This window comes from Tardiphaga sp. 768_D3_N2_1, assembly GCF_052076105.1.
Taxonomy (GTDB): Bacteria; Pseudomonadota; Alphaproteobacteria; order Rhizobiales; family Xanthobacteraceae; genus Tardiphaga.
In genome coordinates this window covers 2,305,216-2,329,310 of sequence record NZ_CP197245.1, presented here as the reverse complement: position 1 = coordinate 2,329,310, position 24,095 = coordinate 2,305,216, and the positions used below count along the sequence as shown (strand labels likewise).

Sequence of the window (24,095 nt, the reverse complement as noted above, 5' to 3'; positions counted from 1 at the left end):
GTCTCAGGCTGCATACCTCAACGCCCCGAATTCCGGCGCAAAGTGCGCGCGGCGGAGCTTTGTCCGGATGTCCGTGCGGTGAGTCTCCTGTTCGCGAAAAAGATCGGGCGTTCGCTCGCCGCCTTTGCCGTTGTTGCCAGTTCGGCAGGCTGTATTTTGACCAAGGATCTGCCTGATCCAGCCCTCGATATTCCCGAGGGCTACAAGGCGGCAAGGCTGGCCAATCCGAACGGCGCAACGCCGACGCTCGACTGGTGGCGCGGCTTTCGCTCCAGGGAACTGACGCAGCTGATGGAGGAGGCCCAGACGGTCAACCTCGACATCGCTGCTGCGACCTCGCGAATCATGCAGGCCGATGCGCAGGCCCGAATCACTGGCGCCGCGCTGCTGCCCAGCCTGAGCGGCGGCGGGCAGGAAACATATTCGCGGACGTCAGGCTCGAGCTCCAGCGGGTTGACCAATGGCGGCCGCGAGGTGGTGACCTATTCGGCCTCGCTCTCGGCCAGCTACGAGATCGATTTCTGGGGCAAGAACCGCGATGCGGCGCTGGCTGCGGAAGAAACCTCGACTGCCAATCGCTTTGACCGCGACGTGGTGGCGCTGACCACGATGGCGGCCGTCGCCAATGCCTATTTCCAGGTGCTGACCTCACAGGACCGCATCCGCACGGCGGAGCGTAACATCACCAGCGCACAGCGCATCCTCGATGCGATCAAGCAGCGCTTCAGTGCCGGCACCGGCACCGATCTCGATGTCGCGCAGCAGGAAAGCGTGCTGGCCAATCAGCGCGCGGCGGTGCCGCCGCTGCGGACCACGCTGGCGCAGAACGTCAATGCGTTGGCGACGCTGGTGTCTCGCCCCCCGGAAAGCATACGCGTGGCCGGGGGCTCGCTGAATAATATCGCAGCCCCGCGCGTCACGCCCGGTCTGCCGTCAGAGCTGTTGACCCAGCGGCCGGATATCCGCCGGCAGGAGGCGCAATTGGCCTCGGCCACGGCCAATGTCGGCAGCGCCCGGGCGCAGTTCTTCCCCTCGATCCAGCTCACCGGCTCGGGAGGCTATCAGAGCGCTGCGCTGGCCTCGCTGTTTCAACCCAATGCCGCCTTTTTCAGCCTCGTTGGCGGGCTGACCCAGCCGATCTTCGATGGCGGGCGCATTCAGGGTAATTTCGAGCTGACCCAGGCACGGCAGGACGAGCTCCTGCAAACCTATCGCAAGACGGTCGTGCAGTCCTTTGCCGACGTGGACAACGCGCTGGTCGCGATCCGCCAGACCACCGAGCGGTTGCGGCTGCAACGCGAGGTGGTCCGGGCGTCAAAGCGGGCCTTTGAGCTGTCCGAGCAGCAATTGCGCGCTGGAACCGCTGACATCGTAACTGTGCTAAACACCCAGTTGACGCTGTTCCAGGCGGAAGATGTCCTGTCGCAGGCCCAATTGGCGCGGCTGCAGGCGATCATCAGCCTCTATCAGGCGCTGGGGGGCGGCTGGGAGCCGAAAATGGAAAGACCGGTCAATGCTCTTTAAGCCGGAGTTGAAAGAGGCCGCGAAAGCGACGGGCGATGGTGTCGCCAAGGTCGCCGGCAAGGCGCGCCGACGCACGGTGTCGATCGCTGTGACGCTGCTGATCCTCGGCGGGCTCGGCTATATCGGCTGGAATGCGTTCCAGCAGCGGCAGACGGCCGGCCGCAGCGGCTTCCGTCCGGACATGATGACCGTGCCGGTGCTGGCAGCGACGCCGAAGATCCAGGACGTGCCGGTCTATCTCGATGGCGTCGGTTCGGTGAAGGCGTTGAACAACGTCACGGTACGCGCGCAGGTCGACGGCAAACTGATCAAGGTCAATTTCAAGGAAGGCCAGGACGTCAAGGCGGGCGATGTGCTCGGCGAGATTGACCCGGTCCTCTACAAGGCGCTGTACGACCAGGCCGTCGCCAAGAAGGCGCAGGACGAGGCGACGCTGGCCAATGCGCGGCTCGACCTGATCCGTTATCAGCAGCTCGCAACGTCAAACGCTGGCTCCAAGCAGCAGGCCGATACCCAGAAGTCGCTTGTCGCTCAGCAGGAAGCGCTGGTGAACGCCGATCAGGCTGCCATCGACAATGCCGCCGCAACGCTGAGCTACACCAGGATCATCGCGCCGCTGTCCGGCCGCGCCGGTCTGCGACAGGTCGATCAGGGCAACATCATCCATGCGTCGGACACCACAGGGCTCGTGGTGATTACGCAGCTGCAGCCCATCGCTGTGCTGTTCAGTCTGCCGCAGCAGCAGATCGTCCGCGCCAATGCCGCTGCGGCCAAGGGCGTGCTTGCGGTCGATGTATTCGGCAATGACGGCCTCACCGTTATCGACACCGGTACGCTGACGGGCATCGATAATCAGGTCGATACGACCACCGGCACCGTGAAGCTGAAGGCGGAGTTCCCGAACCCGAATTATCAGCTCTGGCCCGGGCAGTTCGTCAATGTGCGGCTGAAGGTCGAGACGCTGAAGGATGCGATGGTGGTGCCTACCTCGGCCGTGCAACGGGGGCCCGCCGGCACGTTCAGTTACGTGATCGAGGAGGGCGACATCGTCAAGGCGGTGCCGGTCACGGTTACGCAGCAGAACGAGACCACGGCCGTCATCGCCAAGGGCCTGTCGCCGACCCAGCGTGTTGTCACCACAGGCTTTGCCAATCTCGCAGAGGGATCGAAAGTCTCGGTCGGCACCAATGATCAGGAACCGACCGCCGATTTGGCGCCCCGCAAGCGCGGCGGCGGCAAGGGCAATGATGCCGGCGAACGTCGGGGCAAGCGTGGTCAGAATTCGGGTGGCGCGGGTGGCCAGGGCAATCCGCAGGCACCGATTGGCCAGACGCCGCCTGCCGCTGGATCGACCGCCGCGCCATCGGGAGCGAAGTAGCCATGATATTTGCACGATCGATCGCCTGAGTTGATGACTTCGATACCAAAGAGCGCACAGTCATGAGCGTCTCGGAACCCTTTATCCGCCGGCCCATCGCGACGTCGTTGCTCGGCATCGCGTTGCTGATCGGTGGTGCACTTGGTTATTTCGGGCTTCCGGTATCTGCGCTGCCGCAGGTCGATTTCCCGACCGTGCAGGTCTCGACTCAATTGCCGGGCGCGAGCCCCGAAGTGACCGCGTCGCTGATCACCGCGCCTCTGGAGCGACAGCTCGGACAGATTCCTTCGCTGTCATCGATGACCTCGACGAGCTCGTTCGGCGTCAGCCAGATCTCGCTGCAGTTCGATCTGAACCGCGATATCGATGGCGCGACCCAGGACGTGCAGGCGGCGATCAATGCGGCCGCCGGCGTCTTGCCGAAGAATCTGCCATATCCGCCGGTTTACGCGAAGGTCAATCCGGCTGACGCGCCTGTGATGACGCTGGCGCTGACTTCGGACACGATCTCGCTGCGATCCATGAGCGATCTGTCCGATACGTTGCTGGCGCAGCGGCTCAGCCAGATCTCGGGTGTCGGCCGCGTCGCCGTGCTGGGCGGCCTGAAGCCCGCGGTGCGGGTGCAGGCGGATCTGGCGCGGCTCGCTGCCTACGGCATTGCGATGGAGGACCTGCGCACGGCGATTGCCGGCGCCAATGTGTCGGGCCCCAAGGGCTCGCTGGATGGTGCGCAGCAGGCCTACACGATTGCCGCCAACGACCAGATCGTTGCCGCGGATGCGTACAGACCGATCATCATCGCTTACCGCAACGGATCGCCCGTCACCATTGGCGACATCGCGCAGATCGTCGACGGGCTGGAAAACGACCGCACTGGCGGTTGGTATCAAGGCACGCCTGCCGTCATTATCGAGATCCAGCGTCAGCCCGGTGCGAATGTCATCGAGGTCGTTCGCCAGATCCGCGAGGAAATTCCGAAGGTGCAGCGGTCGATGCCTGCCGGCGTCAAGCTCACCATCGTCAGCGACCGCACCGTGACCATTCGCGCCTCTGTCCATGACGTGCAATTCACGCTGGTGCTGTCCGTCATCCTCGTGACTTTGGTGGTGCTGCTGTTCCTCCGGTCGCTACGTGCAACGCTGATTGCCGGCGTGGCGCTGCCCCTGTCGCTGATTACGTCCTTCGGCGTGATGTATTTCGCCGGCTTCAGCCTCGACAATCTCAGCCTGATGGCGCTGACCATCGGCACCGGCTTCGTGGTCGACGACGCCATCGTGATGATCGAGAACATCGTCCGCCATATGGAAGAGGGCGAAAGCCCGATGCAGGCGGCGCTGGCGGGCGCGAAGGAAATCGGCTTCACGGTGATCTCGCTGACGGTGTCGCTGATCGCCGTGTTCATCCCGCTGCTGTTCATGTCAGGCCTTGTCGGCCGCATGTTCCGTGAATTCGCGATGACGCTGACCATCGCCGTCGTCATGTCCGCCGTGGTCTCGCTGACGCTGACGCCGATGATGTGCTCACGGCTTTTGAAGCACACCAGGGATGAATGGCAGGTGCCCGGTCTGGGCGCCGTGAGCCGCTTCATCGACCGGATGGTGGCATTCTATCACCGCACGCTGCTGTGGGTGTTGCAGCATCAACCGGCCACGCTGGTGGTGACGTTCCTGACCATCGTCGCGACGCTGGGCCTCTATGTCATCGCTCCCAAGGGCTTCCTGCCGCTGCAGGATACAGCCTCGATCACCGCCGTGACAGAGGCCGGCGCCGACGTGTCCTTTGCGGAAATGCAGAGCCGGCAGGGCGCAGCGGCGGCGGCCATCCAGGCCGATCCGGATGTCACCGGCATCATCTCGGTAATCGGCGGCGGCTCGGTCAATCCGACCACCAATGTCGGTCGGCTCGTGATGACCCTGAAGCCACGCGGCGAGCGCAAGGACGACATGAATGCCGTGATCGCACGGCTCAAGGATCGCGTCGCGGCGATTCCGGGCATGACCGTGTATTTCCAGCCCGTGCAGGATATCCAGATCAGCACGCAAGCAAGCCGTTCGCAGTATCAATATACGCTGACCGGCACCGATGCGGCACAGGTGACCGAGTGGTCGCAGAAGCTCGTCGCCGAACTGCGTCGCGATCCGATGTTCCGTGACGTGTCCTCGGAAGCCCAGACCGGCGGATTGCGTGCTTCGCTCGACATCAACCGGCAGCGCGCCGGTCAGCTCGGCGTCAATCTGCAGGGTGTCACCGACACGCTGAACGATGCCTTCGCGCAGCGCCAGATTTCGACCATCTACGGTCAGGCCAACCAATACCGCGTCGTGTTGGAAGCTTTGCCATCGCAGCAGCGCGATCCCGACGTGCTGTCGAAACTGTATCTGCCCGGTGTAGCCGGCGCGCAGGTGCCGCTGTCGGCCGTAGCCACATTGACGCGTACCACGGCGCCACTGGCGATCTCGCATCAGGCGCAATTCCCCGCAATCTCGCTCAGCTTCAATCTTGCCCCGAACGAGGCGCTTGGTGACGCGGTCGACGAGGTGAAGAAGATCGAAACCCGGATCGGCATGCCGAGCAGCATTGTCGGGATGTTCTCCGGCGACGCCGCGGAGTTCTCCAAGTCGCTGTCCGGCCAACCCTGGCTGATCCTCGCAGCACTGGTAACGATCTATATCGTGCTCGGCGTGCTCTATGAGAGTTACATCCATCCGATCACCATTCTCTCGACGCTACCCTCGGCAGGCGTCGGCGCCATATTGGCGCTGATGCTGACCGGGCAGGACCTGTCGGTGATCGGCCTGATCGGCATCATCCTCTTGATGGGCATCGTCAAGAAGAACGCGATCATGATGATCGACTTTGCGCTGGATGCCGAACGCAATCGCGGCATGGCACCGGAAGCGGCGATCGTCGAAGCCTGCCTGCTGCGGTTCCGGCCCATCATGATGACGACACTGGCGGCCTTGTTTGGTGCCTTGCCGCTGGCGATCGAAAGCGGTACCGGCGCGGAGCTGCGCTTCCCGCTCGGTGTGTCGATCATCGGCGGTCTGCTGCTCAGCCAGATCCTGACGCTCTACACCACGCCGGTGATCTATCTGGCGCTGGATCGCATCAATCGCCGGTTCGAGAAGAGTGCACCGCCCGTTGCGGGTGCAGCCGGGACGGCGGGAGCAGGGGGGGCGCCCTAGTGGCTTCCATCTCCATCTCAGCGCCATTCATCATGCGGCCGGTCGGCACCACGTTGCTGGCGATCGGACTGTTTCTTCTCGGCGTGGTCGCCTATCACTTCCTGCCGGTCGCTGCGACGCCCAATGTCGATTTCCCGATGATCTTCGTGCAGGCGAGCCGCCCGGGCGCCGATCCCGCGATCATGGCATCGACCGTCGCGGCGCCGCTGGAGCGGCGGCTCGGCATCATCGCGGGCCTCGATCAGATCACCTCGACGAGTTCGCTCGGCTCGGCGCGTATCCAGCTCCAATTCGCCATCGGCCGCGATGTCGATCGCGCCGCGCGCGACGTGCAAGCAGCCATCAATGCGTCCATGGCCGATCTGCCGACCGATCTGCCGGCCATGCCCACCTTCCGCAAGGCCAATCCGTCGGCTGCGCCGGTCTTCATCCTCGCACTGACATCAAAGACCATGTCCGCCTCCGCGATCTACGACGTCGCCGACACCGTGATCGTGCAGCGGCTGTCGCAGGTGCCAGGAGTCGGCGAGGTCACGGCCAGCGGTGCCGATCAACCCGCGGTGCGCATCCAGCTCAATCCGGTCGCGCTATCGAATGCCGGGATTGCCACCGACGATGTGCGCACCGCCATCGTCAATGCCAATCCGCTCGGTCCTGTCGGCATTTTCCAGGGATCTCGGCAGAGCGAGACGATCTCGATGAATCCGCAGATGCGCACGGCGGAAGAGTTTCGCGAGATCATCGTCAAGAGTTCGAACGGCAATTATCTGCGGCTGTCTGATGTCGCCGATGTTCAGGATGCGACGCGCAACAGTCGCTCGGTTGCCTGGTTCAACAAGCAGCCGGCGGTGCTGATCCAGATCACCAAACAGGGCGACGCCAACGTTATCGACACCGTGGATCGCGTGAAGGCGCTGATCCCGGATCTGAAGCAGTGGATTCCAGCCGGTATCGAGATTTCGGTTTTGACCGACCGCACCGGCACCATTCGCGCCTCGGTCGAGGACATGGAGTGGACGCTGTTTGCTACAGCCGTACTGGTAATGGCCGTGGTGTTCCTGTTCCTGCGTCGCGGCACCCCCACTATCGCGGCCGGTGTCTCGGTGCCGCTGGCGCTGGCCGGCACCTGCGTCGGCATGTGGCTAGCCGGCTTCTCGATCAACAACCTGTCGCTGATGGCGCTGGCGATCTCTGTCGGCTTCGTGGTCGATGATGCCATTGTCATGATCGAGAACATGTACCGCAATCTCGAAGAGGGGATGGCGCCGATGCAGGCGGCGCTCGCAGGCGCCAGGCAGATCGGCTTCACGGTCCTGTCGATTAGCCTGTCGTTGATTGCCGCCTTTATCCCGCTGATCTTCATGGACGGTCTGGTCGGGCGGTTGCTGCGAGAGTTTTCGCTGACCCTGACGTTCTCCATTATCGTGTCGACACTGGTGTCGCTGACGGTGACGCCGATGATCTGCGCGCAATACATCAAGAGCGGTCTGTCGAGTACGGAGACCCGTTTCGACCGTATTGTTGAAGGTACACTGTCCCGCATCGTGGCGTTTTATGAGCGCACCCTGCACGTGGTGCTGGGTTTTCCATTCCTGACGCTGCTGGTGTTCTTCGCCACCATTGCGCTCACGATCACGCTGTACATCAAGACGCCGAAAGGTTTCTTCCCGAACGACGACAGCGGCTTTGTGATCGGCGCAACGCGCGCATCGGCCGATGTCTCGTTTCAGGCGATGCTCGGATTGCAGCAGCATATGGCTGATCTCGTGCTGACCGATCCCGGCGTGGCCAGTATCGGTTCATCGCTCGGCGGGACGGGCGGACCGGGCGGCGGCGGTGCCAACCGGGGCACCATGTTTATCGCCTTGAAGCCACCAGAGGAGCGTAACGGAGCATCGACCGAAGACGTCATCAACCGGCTGCGTCCGAAGCTCAGCGCGATCCCGGGAATCCGCCTGTTCATGTTCGCTGCACAGGATCTGCGCGCGGGCGGACGCCAGAGCGATTCCAACTATCAGTACACTCTGACATCAACCAATCTCGACCTCCTGCAGAAATGGGCGCCGCTGGTCGGCAAGCGGCTGGAGAGCGTCGAGGGCATCACCGATGTGTCGAGCGACCGCGATCCCGGCGGATTGCAATTGACGCTGACCATCGACCGCAAGATGGCATCGAGCCTCGGCGTCAAGGTGCAGGACATCGATAACGCGCTCAATAACGCGTTCTCGCAGCGGCAGATCTCGACGATCTACACTCAGCGGAACCAGTACAAGGTGGTGTTGGAAATCGATCCTAAATTTCAGAACGATCCGACCGATCTCGATCGCATCTATGTCGCGGGCCTGAATGGGTCGCAGGTGCCGCTGTCGGCGGTTGTGCGCATGTCGCGCACGCTGTCGCCGCTGGCGGTGTTCCACTCGCAGGGCTTCCCGTCCACGACGGTGTCCTTCAACACGCTGCCCGGCGTGCAGCTCGATGCCGTGACCGGCAACATCCAGCGCGCCGTCGACGAGCTGCATATGCCGGAAGGCATTCGCGGCGGCTTCGATGGCAATGCCGGTGACTTCAGCAAGACCACGGGGCGGCAGCCGCTGCTGATCCTCGGCGCGCTCATCGCGATGTATATCGTGCTCGGCGTGCTCTATGAGAGCCTGGTGCATCCGCTGACCATCATCTCGACGCTGCCCTCGGCGGGACTCGGCGCGTTACTGGCTCTCCAGATCACCAATACGCCGCTGACTGTGATCGCCTTCGTCGGCATCATTCTTCTCATCGGCATCGTCAAGAAGAACGGAATCATGATGGTCGATTTCGCCATCGGGGCGGAGCGGCATCGCGGGTTGTCGCCGGCCGATGCCATCTTCGAAGCCTGCAGCGTGCGTTTCCGCCCGATCCTGATGACGTCGTTGGCGGCGGTGTTCGCCGCGATCCCGCTGGTGATCGCGACGGGGCCGGGCACCGAACTGCGGCGGCCGCTGGGCATCACCATCATTGGAGGCCTGTTTGTTTCGCAGGTGCTGACGCTCTACACGACGCCGGTGATTTACCTGCTGATCGACCGGCTGCGTAACCGCTTCCGGCCTGCGCCACTGCCTGCACCTGCCGAATAGCGAAATCCGGGCGTCACGGCGGTTGAAGCCTCAGGCCGCGCAGCGTATAGCGGGCAATGTCCAAGAAATCAGATCTGCAAGCCGCTGACGGGGTCGCCGAGGCGATTCCGGAATGTCCGCATTGCCACAAGCCGATGCCGCTGTGCATCTGCGACAGCATCACGCCCATCGACAACAAGATCGAGCTCCTGATCCTCCAGCATCCGCAGGAGCAGGACAGGGCGCTGGGCACCGCGCGGCTTGCCGCTCTCCATTTCAAGCATGCCACGGTCAAGATCGGCCTGTCCTGGCCGAGCCTTGCCAAGGCACTGGGCAAACCGGTCGCCGATCCCGCCCGCTGGGCGATCCTGTATCTCGGCTCCGCCAAGGTTTCCGACTTTGAGACCGATCGGGATATTTTGGCCATCGACCGTAAGGGCCAGGCCGAGGAGAACCAGCGCGCGTTGCTGAAGGACATCCAGGGCATCGTGCTGCTCGACGGCACCTGGAGCCAGGCCAAGGCGCTGTGGTGGCGCAATGCCTGGATGCTGAAATGCCGGCGCGTCATTCTCGGACCGGCAAAACCGTCGCTTTACGGCAAACTGCGCCGCGAGCCGCGCAAGGACGGCCTGTCGACCATCGAGGCCGCGGGTATGCTGCTCGCCAGCCTGGAACGGAAGCCGGAGATCGAGACCACTCTGAACGAGGCTTTCGAGCGGATGCTGGCGAAATATCGCGAGGCGCAGAGCGTCATGCCGGAACTGGCGCCCAAACCAAAGCCCAAGCGTGACTGGCGGCGCAAGAAGCGCGCCTGATCGCGTTCGGTTTTGGTTGATCCCGGCCTATCGGCTGCCGGGCGGAGGACCGACGCCGGCTTCACGCTCGTCGCCGCCTGACCTCATCAGGGACGGGAAGGGATTGCGGAACAGCCCGCCTTTTTCCTCTTCTGCCGCCGGTGCAGGAGTCGGCGCAGCGACCGCGGCCGCGGCCCGCGGCGGCGCGACGGGCGCCGGCAGATTCTCGCATTTCATCGAATAGACGAGTTGCCCATCGGCGGTCCGGCCGATCGGTGCGCAGGGATCGGTGCGAACCGGAACGGGCGGTTTGGCCTGGGCCCAGCTTGGCGAGGTCATCAGTAATGTGGCGATCAAGAGCCGGATGTTCATCGTGCCCCCTTGGGTTGGCAGGATGCTACGATCAATACTCCAATCCTGCCAAGCAAAGTGTTGCAGCGCACCACTCATAGAAGTCGCGCCCCGATCACAGGTCTGGCAGGCTAAGTTATTGATTGGATTGATGGAGGCCACGTCGGGAATCGAACCCGAATAAACGGTTTTGCAGACCGGCGCGTAACCATTCCGCCACATGGCCCCATAGCGGGTTAGTTACAGACGGTTCGCCGTTTAGGCAATGCCCGGCTGGAATCTTTCATGGGTTCCGACATACCGACAAGACGATCAGCAGGAGGCCTGCCAGCCATCAGGGAACGGAATTAGCGGCCAAGGGCCATCATTATCGTTCGCGGCGGTCGGAATCGGGGCGAAGAACATTTCCTGGCTGCGCAGATCGTCCCGCACATCGGCCTCGATCTCGGCCCGGACTGTCTCCAGCAGATAGTCAAATTCGGCTTCGCTCATCTTTTAGCTCCCTGTCTTGGGAGCAATCTGACGCAAAGCCTTTGTTGGGCTGTTGAACGGATCGTTCAAATTGTACCGATCCACATGTCGGGCCCGTGATGGTTACCGGGACGTTTACCTCATTGGATCAATGGCGTGGTAGCGCCACGCATCACCGGCGGTAACATCAAACTGTCTGGGCCGCGACGGATGTTTCGCTCTCCAGCAGCGTATCGAGCATCTTGCGGCCCTTCGGACTGGCATGCATCAGCGGATCCGCCTTGAAGGTCGACTTCAGGAAGCTCGAGACAGCGCGAATGCGCGGCACGAATTGCAGATCGTTGTGGACGTTGATCCACAGCTCGCGTGTGGTCGACAGCTTGTCGTGCAAGATCGGGATCAGGTCGGGGCGACGCGACGTCGCAAAACTCGGCAACAGCACGAGACCGATCCCGCCAGCCGCCGCATTCATCTGCGCGCACATGCTGTTGGAATGAAACGAGACCGTCGGGCTCTTGATGATGTCATCGAGCCAGCGCACCGAGTCGAGCTGGATTTGGTCGTCGATATAGGTGACGAAGCTGTGCTGCGTGAGATCGGATGCACTCTTCGGCGTGCCATGCGCGTCAAGATAGTCCTGTGAGGCATAGAGGCCGAGCTGAAAGCAGCCGATACGCTCGGAGACCATCCCTTGGCCGGACGGGCGGAAGAAGCTCAGAAACAGATCCGCCTCGCGCCGGTTCACCGAGACGCTTTGCGGCGACGTCAGTAATTCGACGGTTAGGTCGGGGTGCTGCTTACGCAATTCGACAAAGCGATAGGCGAGGTACAGCGAGGCGATACCTTCCATCGTGGCGAGACGGACACGGCCCGCCATACGGCTGCCGCCGCATTGCACGTCTTCGCGCATGGCAATCACGGCGCTTTCGATGCGCTCGGCATGGCAGAGCAGGCGGTCTCCGGTCTCGTTGACCTTCAATCCGGACGGTAATCGCTCGAACAGCGCCACGCCCAGCGTACTTTCGAGATGCGCGATGCGGCGACTGATCGTGGATTGATCGACCCGAAGGCGCCTGGCCGCATTGCCAAGGCTGCCGCCACGGGCGGCGTGAATGAAGACCTTCAGGTCGTCCCAATCGAGAGCTTTGAAATTTTCCATCCAAAGCAATCAGCAAGAGCTGTGCCAGCAAGCCGTCCCGGGACGCGATGTCGCGGTGGAAAAGCCAGTCTGCAAGGCCCTTTGCAGGATTGTCTATACCCCGCGCGATCCGAAGCAACCTAGCCTGACGGGAACAAAGAACGATCCGTTCTCTCTCGCCTTGTAGACGCGGCGCAGCCGGACTTCCGGTTTTAGCGTGTGACCACGAATGAGGCTCCTGCGATGATCTCGCAGGCACGGCGAGGGTTGCGACGGCATCCCGTTCCAGAAACTCAATTTCGCCGGGGCCAGTCCCCATCGCAGTTCACCGGCCAATGGCGGCGGTGATCGAACCAGAAGGGTGCGTCATGCAGTTTGACCGTCGACAGCTTTTGCTCGGGGGAGTCGGCACTGCCGCCGGCCTCATGCTTCCAGGCAGCGCATTCGCGCAATCGCCGGCGACGATCGGCACATTCCCGGAAGGCGTCACCGCGGATTCGGTCTTTGTCGGCCTGACGATCCCGCTCACCGGCGTGTTCTCCGGCGACGGCGGAGATCTCAAGCTCGGCTATGAACTGGCCATTGCACAGATCAATGCCGGCGGCGACATCGCGCAGAAGTGGGGCCTGAAGGGCAAGGGCGTGCTCGGCCGTCAGATCAAGTACAAGGTCTCTGACACCGAAGGTAAACCCAACCTCGACGTGCAGAGCGCGACGCAATTCATCCAGCGCGACAAGGCCATCATGGTGTCGGGCTCGGTGTCATCAGCCAGCGCCATTGCGCTCGAAGAACTCGGCTCGCGCGAGAAGGTGCTGTACATGGTCGGCATCGCCGGCTCCAACGACATCACCGGCAAGAACTGCCAGCGCTACGGCTTCCGCTCGCAGCAGAACGCCTACATGGCCGCGAAGGCCATGGCGCCTGTTGTCGCCAAGGCGCTCGGCAAGAATGTGAAGTCGGCCTTCCTCGTTCCCGACTACACCTATGGCCACACCGTTTATGACAGCTTTGCCAAATTCTCGGCGGAACAGGGCTGGAAGCAGGTCGCCAAGGAAGTCGTGCCGCTCGGCACCACAGACTATTCGTCGGCACTGCTGAACATCGCCAACAGCGGCGCTGATGTGTTCGTCAACATCGCCTTCGGCGGCGACGCGGTTGCGTCGACCAAGCAGGCCGAGCAGTTCGGCGTGCTGAAGCGCATGAAGCTCGTCGTGCCGAACCTGTCCTCCTTCCAGGACAAGGAGCTCGGCGCCGAGCTGATGCAAGGCGTCTATGGCAGCTGCGATTTCTGGTGGGGACTGCAGGACACCTATCCGCTCGCCAAGACCTTCGTCGAGAGCTTCGTTGCCCAGAACAGGTACTATCCGCGCTGGGGCGCGCATATCGGTTACATGCAGACCTATCTGTGGGCGATGTCGGTCGAACGCGCTGGTACGTTCAATCCGGTCGATGTGATCAAGGCGATGGAGAACTCCAAGGCGCAGCCTTACGAGACCACCATCGGCAAGGTCTATTTCCGCGCCGAAGACCATCAGATGGTGCGGCCGATCCCGATCCTGCGCGGCAAGAAGCCGGCCGACATGAAGAATAAGGAAGACTTCTATGAAATCGTCGATATCGCTGACGGCGAAAGCGTGATGAACGCGCCGGACTTCTTCGGCTGCAAGCTCGGCCCCTACACCTGAGGTCATGATGCCAAGCTGGCCCGTCCTCATCTCGCAGGCTTTCAACGGCCTCGCACTCGGCACACTGCTGGCGCTCGTCAGCAGTGGTCTGACGATCATCCTGGGCACGCTTGGCGTCCTCAATTTCGCTCACGGCGCGCTGTTTGCCGTGGGCGCCTATGCTGCCTTCGTCCTGCTGCAATATACCTCGTCCTTCGTGCTCGCGATCGTCGTCGGCTGCGCATTCATGCTAGCGCTCGGCCTGCTGCTCGAACGCGTCATCGTCCGTTACTTCTACGACCGGCCCCATGAAGATCAGATCCTCGTCACCTACGGCGTCGGCATCGTTCTGGTCGAATGCGTGCGCGCGGCCTTCGGCGGCAATGCGCAACGCGTCCCGGTGCCGTCCTGGGGGCAGGGCGCGACCCAGATGGGCTTCCTGATCTATCCAACCTATCGTCTGCAACTGATCGCGATCATCGCCGGCCTGTTGCTCAGCCTGTATCTCGTGCTGTACCGCACCTCGATGGGCCTCGTGGTCCGCGCCGGCATCGAGAACCCTGGCATGGTCGGTATTCTCGGCATCAATGTGCGCCGCGCATTCCTGCTGGTGTTCGCCATCGGTGTGGTCGCAGTCGGTCTGGCCGGCATGCTCTACGCGCCGGTCGTGGCTGTGACGCCGGATATGGGCGCGAATTTCATGGCACAGTCCTTCGTGGTCATCGTGCTGGGTGGTCTCGGCTCGTTCCCGGGCGCCGTCATCGGCGGCTTGATCGCGGGCGAAATCATCAGCCTGACCAGCGCTTTCAACTCGTCCTATTCGGAAGTGATGCTCTACGCGCTGATGGCGGTGCTGCTGATCATGCGTCCGCAGGGTCTGTTCGGTTCGGAAGGCCGCGCATGATGCGTCCTCGTTCCGGTGGCTTGCGGGCATGGCTTCCCGAACTCGCGGTGCTGTGCACGTTGATCGTGGCACCCATCGTGTTTCCGCATCTCGGTTTCTCGACCGATCTGCTGACACGCGTACTGAACTGGGGCCTGATCGGCCTCGGCTTTGACATCCTGTTCGGCCTCACCGGCCTGCTGTCGTTCGGGCAGGCCGCGTTCTTCGGTGTTGGCGGTTTTGTCAGCGCCTATCTGCTGGTGTCCCACACAATTGACAGCGTCTGGCTGGCGCTCGCGATAGGTACGGTCGCCGCCGGTCTGTTCGGGCTGTTCGTCGGCTGGTTCGCGGTGCGCCGGATCGGCATTTATTTCACGATGATCACGCTGGCTTTCGGCCAGATGGCCTATTTCATTGAGAACTCGCCGCTGTCCGATTTCACCGGCGGCGAGAACGGTATTCCCGGCGTGCCGGTGCCTGTGCTGGGCTTTGGCGCCAATGCGATCCGCATCAGCGCCGGCATGCCGATGTATATCTTGTTCGCCGTGATCTTCTTTCTCGGATATGTGCTGGCGCGTCGCATCGTCGGCTCGCCGGTCGGCGCGATCCTTCTGGCGATCAAGGAGAATACCGGCCGCGTCGCGATGCTCGGCCATAACGTACCAGCCTACAAGCTGACCGCCTTCGTCATCGCCGCACTCTATGCGGGCCTTGCCGGCGGTCTGCTCGGTTCGTTCCAGAGCTATATGCCGCCGGATGCGTTCTCGCTCGAGACCTCCGGTCAGTTGGTGGTGCAGACTATCGTTGGCGGCGCGGGCACGCTGATCGGCCCGCTGGTCGGCGCGGCCGTCTGGCTATGGCTGCGCGACAACCTGCAGCTTATCCCGGGCTTTGCGATCCTGTGGAAACTGGTGCTCGGCATCGCCTTCATCATTCTGGTGATCGGGCTGCGCCGCGGCATCTGTGGCGAGATCGCCCATTGGTGGAGCGAGCGTCGCAACCTGGCTGCAGCAAAGGCGGCGGAGGCGAAGACCGAGGCGATCGAGGCGCACAACATCGATGCCGCGACCAAACCCGTCGCGCCGCCCAAGGATATCAAGCTGACCCTCGCCGAACCGGCGACGGGTGACGGCGACGTGGCACTCGAGGCCAAATCTCTGGCGCGGCACTATGGGGGTCTCAAAGCTGTCGATGGCGTCTCCTTCAAGGTCCGCCGCGGCTCGATCCATGCGGTGATCGGACCGAATGGCGCCGGCAAGAGCACGTTGTTCAAGATGTTGCTCGACGAGGTCAGCCCGTCCTCCGGCGAGGTTCTGTTGTTCGGTGAGAAGGTGACGGGCGTCGGCGTCAGCCGCGCTGCGCAGCTCGGCATCGCCAAGAGCAATCAGCTCAACCAGTTGTTTCCCAACCTGTCGGTGCGCAAGAACCTGCGTATCGCGGCACTGGCACGCCATCGCGGCCCGATGCGCTTCGATCTGTTACGCGGAGCCGGCAGCATTCCCGACGTCGAAGAGCAGATCGCCTCGATCCTCAGCCTGCTCAATCTCGTCGAGCGCGCCGATACGCCGGCACATATCCTTGCCTACGGGGAAAAGCGCCGGCTTGAAATCGGGATGGCGCTGGCGACCAGTCCGAACGTGCTGCTGCTGGACGAGCCGCTGGCCGGCATGAGCCCGGCTGAGCGTGTCGCGACCTGCGCCTTCATTCGCGATATCGGGCGTTCGCGCACCGTCGTCATCGTCGAGCACGATCTCGACGCCATTTTCGAACTCGCCGAGCGCATCACGGTGCTTTACGAGGGGCGGCTGCTGGCGGATGGCACCGCCGACGAGATCCGGCGCAATTCGGCCGTGCAAGACGCCTATCTGGGAGGGCTGCACGCACATGAGCCTGCTTGAAGTCGACAAGATCAATACGCTGTACGGCGATTCCCACGTGCTGTTCGACCTGTCGATCCGGGTCGAGCAGGGCGAGGTCGTGGCACTGCTCGGCCGCAACGGCGCGGGCAAGACCACGACGCTGCGCTCCATCATGGGCGTGCTGTCACCTCGCAGCGGCCATATCCGCCTCGACGGCAAATCCATTGAGGGCCTGCCGCCATCAGCGATTGCCGACATGGGCGTCCAACTGGTGCCGGAAGAGCGGGCTATTTTCGGCGGCCTGACGGTCGAGGAAAATCTGCGCATTGCAGCGCTGACGGCGCCGAATGCGTGGTCCTATGATCGCATCTATGAGGTGTTTCCGCGCCTCAAGGAGCGCCGCAAATCGGCCGGACGCACGCTGTCTGGCGGCGAGCAGCAGATGCTGGCGATTGCACGCGCGCTGATCCGCGATGCGCGCATCATCCTGCTGGACGAACCGTTCGAGGGCCTGGCGCCGCTGATCGTCCGTGATCTCGTCGAGGTCTCACGCAATCTCGCCGCCGAGGGCCGCACCATGATTGTGGTCGAGCAGAATGTTGCGGCGGCATTGAGTTTCGCCAACCGCGTTTATGGGCTCAATAACGGCCACGTGGTGTTCGAGGGCGCGCCAGCGGACCTGAACGCCAGCCCAGACCTGATGCGGGACTTCCTTGGCGTCGGAATGTGATTCCCAGGATCTCATCTCCGGGGACAAGGTCCCCGGCTGCCTGATTCCCTAGATTTCGATCGGCACCGCAAGGCGCCCGATCAGGAGCGCCACCTCATCGAGGTGATCGCTGTCATGCGCCTCGACGGCCTCGGCGAGCCGGGTGACGCATTCGTCATCACTGATGAAGGGCAGGGAGTTGAGGTCGGTCGGAAGCGCGCGGTCGGTGTGCGTGGCTGGCATCGGTCACCTCGTTCGATTCGGAACTTATTCAACGTCACGAAGGGCAGTCTTGCGGTGCAATAAGACTAAATAGCGACACGGTTGGAAAGATTATTCTTCGCTCACACGCGACATGGTCCCGACTGGAGCGGGCCAAGCATCAAGAAGATCCCGTAACATCAGGCTTTTTCTGAGTTTTCCCCGACCAGGCACCACTGTGCGGGGAGCTGCATTTCCTGCTTTCCAAGCGCGGATCGCTTTGTTATACGCTGCGGCCTGCGAACAAGCTTCGCACGTTCCCTGGTAGCTCAGCGGTAGAGCATTCGACTGTTAATCGAATGGTCGCTGGTTCGAATCCAGCCCGGGGAGCCAAACATCCTTCCGCAAAAACAGCTGCCAGAAACCGCGCTCGGGACTGCGTCAATCGCGCGTTGGCTGCTGTGTTTTTACGAACCTTGCATCCCGCTTTGCGCTGCCGTAATTCCTGCAAAAGGAACTTCCAGCCGTTTGCAAGGGATCGCTCATGTCCGACTTTTTGACCGCACGCCAGAAGATGGTTGATGGTCAGGTGCGTCCCAGCGACGTCACTGATTTGCGCATTATCGATGCCATGCTCGCGGTGCCGCGCGAGGAGTTCGTTCCTGCCAGCCAACGTGCCATGGCCTATCTCGATCTCGACCTCGAAGTCGCCCCGAATCGCTTTCTGATCAAGCCGGTGGTGCTGGCGCGGATGCTGCAGGCCTCCGACGTAAAGGCGACCGACAAGGTTCTGGTGGTCGGTTGCCCCACGGGCTATGCGGCCGCCGTGATCGCCCAGTTTGCCGGGCACGTCACCAGCGCGGCCGGCATGCCGGCCGATGGCGATGCCGCGAACGGCCCCTATGATCTGATCGTTCTGGCTGGTGCGACGGAAGTCGCCCCGACGGGGCTCTACAAGCAGCTGGCCCCCGGTGGCCAACTGGTGGGCGTTTTCGCCCTGACCAAGCCCGCCCGAGCCGTGATCGTGACCCATTCCCACGACGATTTTGGCACCCGCTCCCTGTTCGATGCTACCGCGCCCGTTCTGCCGGGCCTGGAAAAGCTCCCGGCATTCGTCTTCTAGGGCTGACTGAGGGGCCTTATCGGGCATCGGGGCACCGCTAATATCGCCAGCGGTAATTACAAGTGTGGCTTGGATGTCCCATTCGCCAAGTTTTCACTGTCAAATTTCCACGAGAGGTTCCGTCTCGCCCATGCGCGGAATATGGTGAGTGGAGACTCGCTAACGGACATCACCTGATCCGCCGCCATAAGTGTGCGCCCGGATCAGTGAACGGCATGAATGGATTACCAAGAATGGGCGGCGTTAAAGCTCTCACCGGTGCTGCAGCTGCGGCCCTTTTGCTGGCATTTGCCGGAGCGTCACCCGTTCTGGCTGACACGATCGAAGCGGCGTTGGTTCGCGCCTATCAGAACAATCCTCAATTGAATGCCCAGCGCGCTTCGGTGCGTGTCACTGACGAGAACGTGCCGCAGGCTTTGTCGGGTTATCGGCCGAGGGTCGCGATCACCGCGAGCGGGGGCTATCAATACACGGACACGCTCACCAGCATTGCAGGCAATTCGACCGCGCTCCACGGCGTGCAGATTCCGCGTGCTGTCGGCGCGACCATCACCCAGAACGTTTACAATGGCCAGCAGACGGCGAACCGCACGCGTGCCGCCGAGGGCCAGGTTTCGGCTGCGCGCGAAGGTCTGCGCGTGCTCGAACAATCGGTGATCCTCTCTGCCGCGACCATCTACATGGACTATCTGCGCGACTCGGCCGTGGTCGAAGTGCAGAAGAGCAACGTGCGCGTGCTTGAGCAGACGCTGAAGCAGACCCGCGATCGCTTCAATGTCGGCGAAGTCACCCGCACCGACGTGGCGCAGTCCGAAGCGCAACTCGCTGCCGGTCGTACACAGTTGCTGACCGCCGAGTCGAATCTCACCACCACCCGCTCGAACTTTCGCCGCATCATCGGCAACGAGCCGAGCAACTTGCAGGCAGGTTCACCGGTCGATCGCTTCCTGCCGAGCACGCTGCCCGGCGCTGTCGATCTCGGCCTTGTCGAGAACCCGAACGTCACCGCTGCGATGTTCGGTATCGATGTCAGCTTCCTCAATGTGAAGGTCAATGAGGGGGCGCTGTTCCCGAGCGTGACTTTGCAGGCCAACATCCAGCAGGGCTGGGAACAGTCCATCACGCAGCCGCGTGGCCTTACCGCTGCAGCGGTCGCACAGGTTTCGGTTCCGGTTTACCAGGGCGGCGCGGAATATTCGCTGATCCGTCAGTCCAAGGAAACGCTTGCGCAGCAGCGTCTGGCGCTGGAGCAGGTGCGCGATCAGACCCGCGCGAGTGTCGTGCAGGCCTGGGGGCAGTTGCTGGCGGGCAGGGCGCAGGTCTCGTCCGCACAGGCGCAGGTGCAGGCTTCCGAAATCGCGCTGAACGGCGTTCGCGAAGAAGCCAAGGCCGGTCAGCGTACCACGCTCGACGTGTTGAATGCCCAGCAGGCGCTGGTGAATGCGCGTGTCGCACTCGTCACCGCGCAGCATGACCGTGTGGTGGCATCATACTCGGTGCTCAACGCAGTCGGTCGTCTGTCGCCGACGGTGATGAAGCTGAACACCAATGTGTATGATCCCAGCGTGCACTATCACCAGGTGCGCGACAGCTGGGTCGGCGTGCGTACGCCCGACGGGCGCTAACACGCTCGGATATCACCTGATATCGTATCGAAAGGGCCGCTTGTGCGGCCCTTTGCTTGCAATCAATTTGTCCGATGACGTACCGTTTGCATTGCTGGCTTAGCGATTCGGAATGCCTCTCCTAATTCCTTGGGCATTTCCTGCGCGACAGTTGGTGGTCAGGCCTCGCTTGATCTTGGGGACAAGTCAGGCTTGCGCGCTGAATCGAACGGTCGTCAAAACGACAACCCGCAAATTCAGCCTCGTCTGGTGTAAAATATTGACGAGAGCGTTGATGATGCGGAGTCGGACATGACGCAACCTGCAAAGGTCCAGGAGCCCTCGATGGAGGAGATTCTGGCGTCGATCCGACGTATCATCGCCGACGACGAAGCGAAGCCGGCTGTTGCCGAAGTTGCTCCTCCGCCGCCACCCAAGCCGGCTCCTGCACCCAAGCCTGCTGCGATGACAGACATTCCGCCGTCGGCGATTCCTGCCGCGCAGGCTGCCGCCGCCAAAGCACCGCCGCCGCCAGCCCCGAAGCCCGCGCCACCGCCGCCGGAGCCTGCTGCCTCCAACAGCCAGGACGACATCGACGCGATGTTGGCCAGCCTGGAAGCCGCCACCACCGAGGAAGAGGTGCGTCCGGCGCAGCCCGACGGTGATGTGTTCGAACTGACCGACGAGATGGTGGTCGCTGATCCCGAGCCGGAACCCGCATTCCAGCATGTCGAGCCGGATGACGACCTCGAATTCGCCGAAGCTGTCGCTGCCAGCAGCGAACGGCCGGCGCCGCGCTTCGACCCGCCGTCCTATGATCCGCCGCCGGTCGCACCGCAGCAGCAGATCCTGTCGCACAGCACCGTGTCGTCCGTGGAGTCGGCTTTCAATGCGCTGGCCAATACGGTCCTGAGCAATAATGCGCGAACCCTTGAGGATCTCGTCAAGGAAATGCTGCGTCCGATGCTGAAGTCCTGGCTGGACGACAACCTGCCGGGCCTCGTCGAGCGCATCGTCAAGGCCGAGATCGAGCGCGTCTCGCGCGGCGGCCGCTAGGCCTGCGCGATAGGCAACGATGGCCTTTCGGGGCCTTCGTTTGGCCCTCCGGGGCGGTTAAACAACCCTATATGTTGACTTGAGCCGCGCTGGCGGGTTTCTAGCGCCATCGGCTTCCTGCGTTCGCCCCAAGCCTGAAAATCGGGCCTCAAACCGTGGCCGAAAACCCCTGATTTGATTGAATTGTCATGATCGAAAAGACCTATCAGCCTGCCGATATCGAGACCCGCATCGCCGCTGCCTGGGAAGCCGAAGGCGCATTCAAGGCCGGCCGCGCGGACCGGGTGGATGCCGAGCCCTATACGATCGTGATCCCGCCGCCGAACGTCACCGGCTCGCTGCATATGGGCCACGCCCTCAACAACACGTTGCAGGACGTGCTCTGCCGTTTCGAGCGCATGCGCGGCCGCGACGTGCTGTGGCAGCCCGGCACCGACCATGCCGGCATTGCGACCCAGATGGTGGTCGAGCGCCAGTTGATGGAGCGCCAGGAGCCCGGCCGCCGCGACATGGGCCGCGAGGCATTTCTCGAGCGCGTCTGGAAGTGGAAGGCCGAGAGTGGCGGCGTCATCGTCAATCAGTTAAAGCGCCTTGGCGCATCCTGCGATTGGTCGCGCGAGCGCTTCACCATGGACGAGGGCCTGTCCGAGGCCGTGATCAAGGTGTTTGTGCAGCTGCATCGCGAAGGCCTGATCTACAAGGACAAGCGCCTTGTGAACTGGGATCCGAAACTGCTCACGGCGATTTCCGATCTCGAAGTTCAGCAGGTCGAGGTCAAGGGCAGCCTCTGGCATCTGCGCTATCCGCTCGAAGGCAAGACCTTCAATCCGGAAGATCCGACGAGTTTCATCGTGGTCGCCACCACGCGTCCAGAGACCATGCTCGGCGACAGCGGCGTCGCCGTGAATCCGGATGACGAGCGCTACACCCATCTGATCGGCAAGAACGTGGTTCTGCCACTGGTCGGCCGTCTGATCCCGATCGTCGCGGATGAATATTCCGATCCGGAGAAGGGCTCCGGCGCGGTGAAGATCACGCCGGCGCACGACTTCAACGACTTCGAAGTCGGTAACCGCCACGGTCTTGCACGCATCAGCATCCTCGATATCGAGGGCAAGCTCGCACTCGCCGACAACGAGGACTATCTGCGCGGCCTGCCGGTCGCGGCGTCGGAGCTTGTCGAAGAGTTGCACGGCATGGAGCGCTTCAAGGCGCGCAAGACCATCGTGCAGCGGCTGGAAGATTTCGGCTTCCTGGAGAAGATCGAACCCAACACCCATATGGTGCCGCATGGCGACCGCTCCGGCGTCGTTATCGAGCCCTATCTGACCGACCAGTGGTATGTCGACGCCAAGACCATGGCGCAGCCGGCGATCGCCGCCGTGCGCACCGGCGCGACCGAGTTCGTGCCGAAAAACTGGGAAAAGACCTATTACGAGTGGATGGAGAACATCCAGCCATGGTGCATCTCGCGCCAGCTGTGGTGGGGCCATCAGATCCCGGCCTGGTACGGTCCGGACGGCAAGGTATTCGTCGCCGAGACCGAGGAAGAAGCGGTCGGCAACGCGCTCGGCTATTACGTCGAGCAGGAGGTGATCACGGAAGAGCAGGGCCACGATATGGCGCTCGATCCGGCGAAGCGCGAGGGCTTCATCACGCGCGATGAAGACGTCCTCGATACGTGGTTCTCGTCGGCGCTATGGCCATTCTCGACGCTGGGCTGGCCGCAGAGTTCGGTCGATGTCGATCGCTACTATCCGACCAATGTGCTGGTCACCGGCTTCGATATCATCTTCTTCTGGGTCGCCCGGATGATGATGATGGGCATGCATTTCAAGAAAGAAGTGCCGTTCCCGACCGTCTACATCCACGCCCTCGTCCGCGACGAGAAGGGCGCCAAGATGTCCAAATCGAAGGGCAATGTCATCGACCCGCTGAACCTGATCGACCAGTTCGGCGCCGATGCGCTGCGTTTCACGCTGGCCGCGATGGCCGCCCAGGGCCGCGACATCAAGCTCGCGACCCAGCGCGTCGAGGGCTATCGCAATTTCGCGACCAAGCTCTGGAATGCCTGCCGCTTCGCCGAGATGAACGAGTGCGTACTGCCGGCGGGCTTCGATCCGACCAAAGCCAAGGAAGTGCTCAACCGCTGGATCGCGCATGAGACCGTGAAGGCGACGCGCGAAGTCACCGAAGCTATCGAAGCCTATCGCTTCAACGATGCGGCGGGCGCGGCCTATCGGTTCGTCTGGAACGTGTATTGCGACTGGTATCTCGAACTCGCCAAGCCATTCATGATGGGCGAGGAGGGTCCAGCCAAGACCGAGACCCAGGCAATGGTCGCCTGGGCCCGTGACGAGATCCTGAAGCTGCTGCATCCGTTCATGCCCTTCATCACGGAAGAACTCTGGGCCGTGACGGCGCCGCGCGACGGTCTGCTGGCGCTGGCGCCATGGTCCCGCAAGGCGAGCGGCCTGACGCGCGAGCAGGAGGCGCTGATCATCGCGACCGCCGCGAGTGATCCGATTGTCGCACCGATCCTGATGGGCGATCCCGAACCGGTCGCCGACTTCAAGGATGACGCCGCTGAGGCCGAGATCGGCTGGGTGATCGATCTGGTGACGGAGGTTCGTTCGGTGCGTGCCGAGATGAACATCGTGCCGGCGACACTGACGCCACTGGTACTGGCCGGTGCATCCGCGGAAACGCAGGCCCGCGCCCAGCGCTGGAGCGATGTCGTCAAGCGCCTTGCGCGTCTTGGTGATATCTCGTTTGCCGATGTCGCACCGCAGGGGGCCGTGCAGCTCCTGATCCGAGGTGAGGTCGCAGCGCTGCCGTTGAAGGGCGTGATCGATCTCGGCGCCGAGAAGACGCGTCTCGACAAGGAACTCGTGAAAGCCGAAGCCGACATCAAGCGTGCCGACGCCAAACTCTCCAACGAGAAATTCGTCGCCAACGCCGCGGAAGAGATCGTCGAGGAAGAGCGCGAGAAGCGCGAGGCGGCCGAGGCCCGCAAGGCCAAGACGCTGGAAGCACTGGAGCGGCTTAAGAACGCGGTGTGAGCGG

General features: G+C 62.6%; 17 protein-coding genes and 2 tRNA genes. 14 read left to right on the top strand and 5 right to left on the bottom strand.

Features of this window, described 5'->3' with window-relative positions:
• Window positions 1-87: 87 nt before the first annotated feature.
• From AB8A27_RS10740 to AB8A27_RS10720, 5 genes are all read left to right on the top strand, one after another.
• Entirely contained in the window at window positions 88-1,524 is a 1,437-nt protein-coding gene (locus tag AB8A27_RS10740) for an efflux transporter outer membrane subunit (protein ID WP_441244880.1), read from the top strand.
• Window positions 1,514-2,902: an efflux RND transporter periplasmic adaptor subunit gene (locus AB8A27_RS10735; protein WP_441241886.1), complete on the top strand. Its 1,389-nt coding sequence runs from the start codon at window positions 1,514-1,516 to the stop codon at window positions 2,900-2,902. Before AB8A27_RS10740 ends, AB8A27_RS10735 begins: the two co-directional genes overlap by 11 nt.
• 62 nt (window positions 2,903-2,964) lie before the next feature.
• Window positions 2,965-6,087: an efflux RND transporter permease subunit gene (locus AB8A27_RS10730; RefSeq protein ID WP_441241885.1), complete on the top strand. Its 3,123-nt coding sequence runs from the start codon at window positions 2,965-2,967 to the stop codon at window positions 6,085-6,087.
• Between the two features lie 32 nt (window positions 6,088-6,119).
• Window positions 6,120-9,197: an efflux RND transporter permease subunit gene (locus AB8A27_RS10725; protein ID WP_441244879.1), complete on the top strand. Its 3,078-nt coding sequence runs from the start codon at window positions 6,120-6,122 to the stop codon at window positions 9,195-9,197.
• Between the two features lie 56 nt (window positions 9,198-9,253).
• The gene (locus tag AB8A27_RS10720) at window positions 9,254-9,991 is read left to right on the top strand and encodes a tRNA-uridine aminocarboxypropyltransferase (protein WP_441241884.1); all 738 of its coding nucleotides are present in this window, start codon (window positions 9,254-9,256) and stop codon (window positions 9,989-9,991) included.
• Window positions 9,992-10,018: 27 nt separating this feature from the next.
• Here the strand turns inward: AB8A27_RS10720 and AB8A27_RS10715 are convergent, their stop codons facing one another.
• From AB8A27_RS10715 to AB8A27_RS10700, 4 genes are all read right to left on the bottom strand, one after another.
• Window positions 10,019-10,420 carry a hypothetical protein gene (locus tag AB8A27_RS10715; protein WP_441241883.1) on the bottom strand — a complete coding sequence of 134 codons (402 nt, stop codon included), beginning with the start codon at window positions 10,418-10,420 and terminating at the stop codon, window positions 10,019-10,021.
• Window positions 10,421-10,473: 53 nt separating this feature from the next.
• A tRNA-Cys gene (locus AB8A27_RS10710) sits at window positions 10,474-10,547 on the bottom strand.
• An 86-nt stretch (window positions 10,548-10,633) separates the two neighbouring features.
• Window positions 10,634-10,813 (bottom strand): hypothetical protein, encoded by a 180-nt coding sequence (locus AB8A27_RS10705; protein WP_068736432.1) that lies wholly within the window; start codon window positions 10,811-10,813, stop codon window positions 10,634-10,636.
• Between the two features lie 166 nt (window positions 10,814-10,979).
• Complete coding sequence (locus AB8A27_RS10700) at window positions 10,980-11,951, bottom strand: LysR family transcriptional regulator (protein WP_441241882.1); 972 nt, start codon at window positions 11,949-11,951, stop codon at window positions 10,980-10,982.
• A 347-nt stretch (window positions 11,952-12,298) separates the two neighbouring features.
• Here AB8A27_RS10700 and AB8A27_RS10695 point away from each other — a divergent pair, with 347 nt between their 5' ends.
• Genes AB8A27_RS10695 through AB8A27_RS10680 form a run of 4 tightly spaced genes read left to right on the top strand, consistent with a single transcriptional unit; the run spans window position 12,299 to window position 17,066 of the window.
• The gene (locus tag AB8A27_RS10695) at window positions 12,299-13,615 is read left to right on the top strand and encodes an ABC transporter substrate-binding protein (RefSeq protein WP_441241881.1); all 1,317 of its coding nucleotides are present in this window, start codon (window positions 12,299-12,301) and stop codon (window positions 13,613-13,615) included.
• Window positions 13,616-13,622: 7 nt separating this feature from the next.
• Complete coding sequence (locus tag AB8A27_RS10690; RefSeq protein WP_089264293.1) at window positions 13,623-14,498, top strand: branched-chain amino acid ABC transporter permease; 876 nt, start codon at window positions 13,623-13,625, stop codon at window positions 14,496-14,498.
• Window positions 14,495-16,375: a branched-chain amino acid ABC transporter ATP-binding protein/permease gene (locus tag AB8A27_RS10685; RefSeq protein ID WP_441241880.1), complete on the top strand. Its 1,881-nt coding sequence runs from the start codon at window positions 14,495-14,497 to the stop codon at window positions 16,373-16,375. The genes AB8A27_RS10690 and AB8A27_RS10685 overlap by 4 nt, the downstream gene beginning before the upstream one ends.
• Complete coding sequence (locus AB8A27_RS10680) at window positions 16,362-17,066, top strand: ABC transporter ATP-binding protein (RefSeq protein WP_441241879.1); 705 nt, start codon at window positions 16,362-16,364, stop codon at window positions 17,064-17,066. The genes AB8A27_RS10685 and AB8A27_RS10680 overlap by 14 nt, the downstream gene beginning before the upstream one ends.
• Window positions 17,067-17,114: 48 nt before the next feature.
• Here the strand turns inward: AB8A27_RS10680 and AB8A27_RS10675 are convergent, their stop codons facing one another.
• Window positions 17,115-17,288 carry a hypothetical protein gene (locus AB8A27_RS10675; RefSeq protein WP_170849674.1) on the bottom strand — a complete coding sequence of 58 codons (174 nt, stop codon included), beginning with the start codon at window positions 17,286-17,288 and terminating at the stop codon, window positions 17,115-17,117.
• 276 nt (window positions 17,289-17,564) lie between these two features.
• On the opposite strand from AB8A27_RS10675, the gene AB8A27_RS10670 reads away from it, so the two are divergent.
• The 5 genes from AB8A27_RS10670 to AB8A27_RS10650 all read left to right on the top strand — a co-directional run bounded on the left by AB8A27_RS10670 (window position 17,565) and on the right by AB8A27_RS10650 (window position 24,091).
• Window positions 17,565-17,639: transfer RNA gene (locus AB8A27_RS10670), tRNA-Asn, on the top strand.
• Between the two features lie 151 nt (window positions 17,640-17,790).
• Complete coding sequence (locus AB8A27_RS10665; protein ID WP_441241878.1) at window positions 17,791-18,369, top strand: protein-L-isoaspartate O-methyltransferase family protein; 579 nt, start codon at window positions 17,791-17,793, stop codon at window positions 18,367-18,369.
• A gap of 233 nt (window positions 18,370-18,602) precedes the next feature.
• Complete coding sequence (locus AB8A27_RS10660; protein WP_441241877.1) at window positions 18,603-19,994, top strand: TolC family outer membrane protein; 1,392 nt, start codon at window positions 18,603-18,605, stop codon at window positions 19,992-19,994.
• Window positions 19,995-20,285: 291 nt separating this feature from the next.
• The gene (locus AB8A27_RS10655; protein ID WP_441241876.1) at window positions 20,286-21,029 is read left to right on the top strand and encodes a PopZ family protein; all 744 of its coding nucleotides are present in this window, start codon (window positions 20,286-20,288) and stop codon (window positions 21,027-21,029) included.
• Window positions 21,030-21,217: 188 nt separating this feature from the next.
• A complete protein-coding gene (locus tag AB8A27_RS10650) occupies window positions 21,218-24,091 on the top strand; it encodes a valine--tRNA ligase (protein WP_441241875.1) in 2,874 nt (957 codons plus the stop codon).
• Window positions 24,092-24,095: the final 4 nt, after the last annotated feature.

Bases quoted from the DNA above. Each gene is read 5' to 3' on its own strand.
- AB8A27_RS10735 (WP_441241886.1), top strand. From the start codon at position 1,514: ATGCTCTTTAAGCCGGAGTTGAAAGAGGCCGCGAAAGCGACGGGCGAT.
- AB8A27_RS10730 (WP_441241885.1), top strand. From the start codon at position 2,965: ATGAGCGTCTCGGAACCCTTTATCCGCCGGCCCATCGCGACGTCGTTG.
- AB8A27_RS10725 (WP_441244879.1), top strand. From the start codon at position 6,120: ATGCGGCCGGTCGGCACCACGTTGCTGGCGATCGGACTGTTTCTTCTC.
- AB8A27_RS10720 (WP_441241884.1), top strand. From the start codon at position 9,254: ATGTCCAAGAAATCAGATCTGCAAGCCGCTGACGGGGTCGCCGAGGCG.
- AB8A27_RS10715 (WP_441241883.1), bottom strand. From the start codon at position 10,420: ATGAGTGGTGCGCTGCAACACTTTGCTTGGCAGGATTGGAGTATTGAT.
- AB8A27_RS10705 (WP_068736432.1), bottom strand. From the start codon at position 10,813: ATGAGCGAAGCCGAATTTGACTATCTGCTGGAGACAGTCCGGGCCGAG.
- AB8A27_RS10700 (WP_441241882.1), bottom strand. From the start codon at position 11,951: ATGGAAAATTTCAAAGCTCTCGATTGGGACGACCTGAAGGTCTTCATT.
- AB8A27_RS10695 (WP_441241881.1), top strand. From the start codon at position 12,299: ATGCAGTTTGACCGTCGACAGCTTTTGCTCGGGGGAGTCGGCACTGCC.
- AB8A27_RS10690 (WP_089264293.1), top strand. From the start codon at position 13,623: ATGCCAAGCTGGCCCGTCCTCATCTCGCAGGCTTTCAACGGCCTCGCA.
- AB8A27_RS10685 (WP_441241880.1), top strand. From the start codon at position 14,495: ATGATGCGTCCTCGTTCCGGTGGCTTGCGGGCATGGCTTCCCGAACTC.
- AB8A27_RS10680 (WP_441241879.1), top strand. From the start codon at position 16,362: ATGAGCCTGCTTGAAGTCGACAAGATCAATACGCTGTACGGCGATTCC.
- AB8A27_RS10675 (WP_170849674.1), bottom strand. From the start codon at position 17,288: ATGCCAGCCACGCACACCGACCGCGCGCTTCCGACCGACCTCAACTCC.
- AB8A27_RS10665 (WP_441241878.1), top strand. From the start codon at position 17,791: ATGTCCGACTTTTTGACCGCACGCCAGAAGATGGTTGATGGTCAGGTG.
- AB8A27_RS10660 (WP_441241877.1), top strand. From the start codon at position 18,603: ATGGGCGGCGTTAAAGCTCTCACCGGTGCTGCAGCTGCGGCCCTTTTG.
- AB8A27_RS10655 (WP_441241876.1), top strand. From the start codon at position 20,286: ATGACGCAACCTGCAAAGGTCCAGGAGCCCTCGATGGAGGAGATTCTG.
- AB8A27_RS10650 (WP_441241875.1), top strand. From the start codon at position 21,218: ATGATCGAAAAGACCTATCAGCCTGCCGATATCGAGACCCGCATCGCC.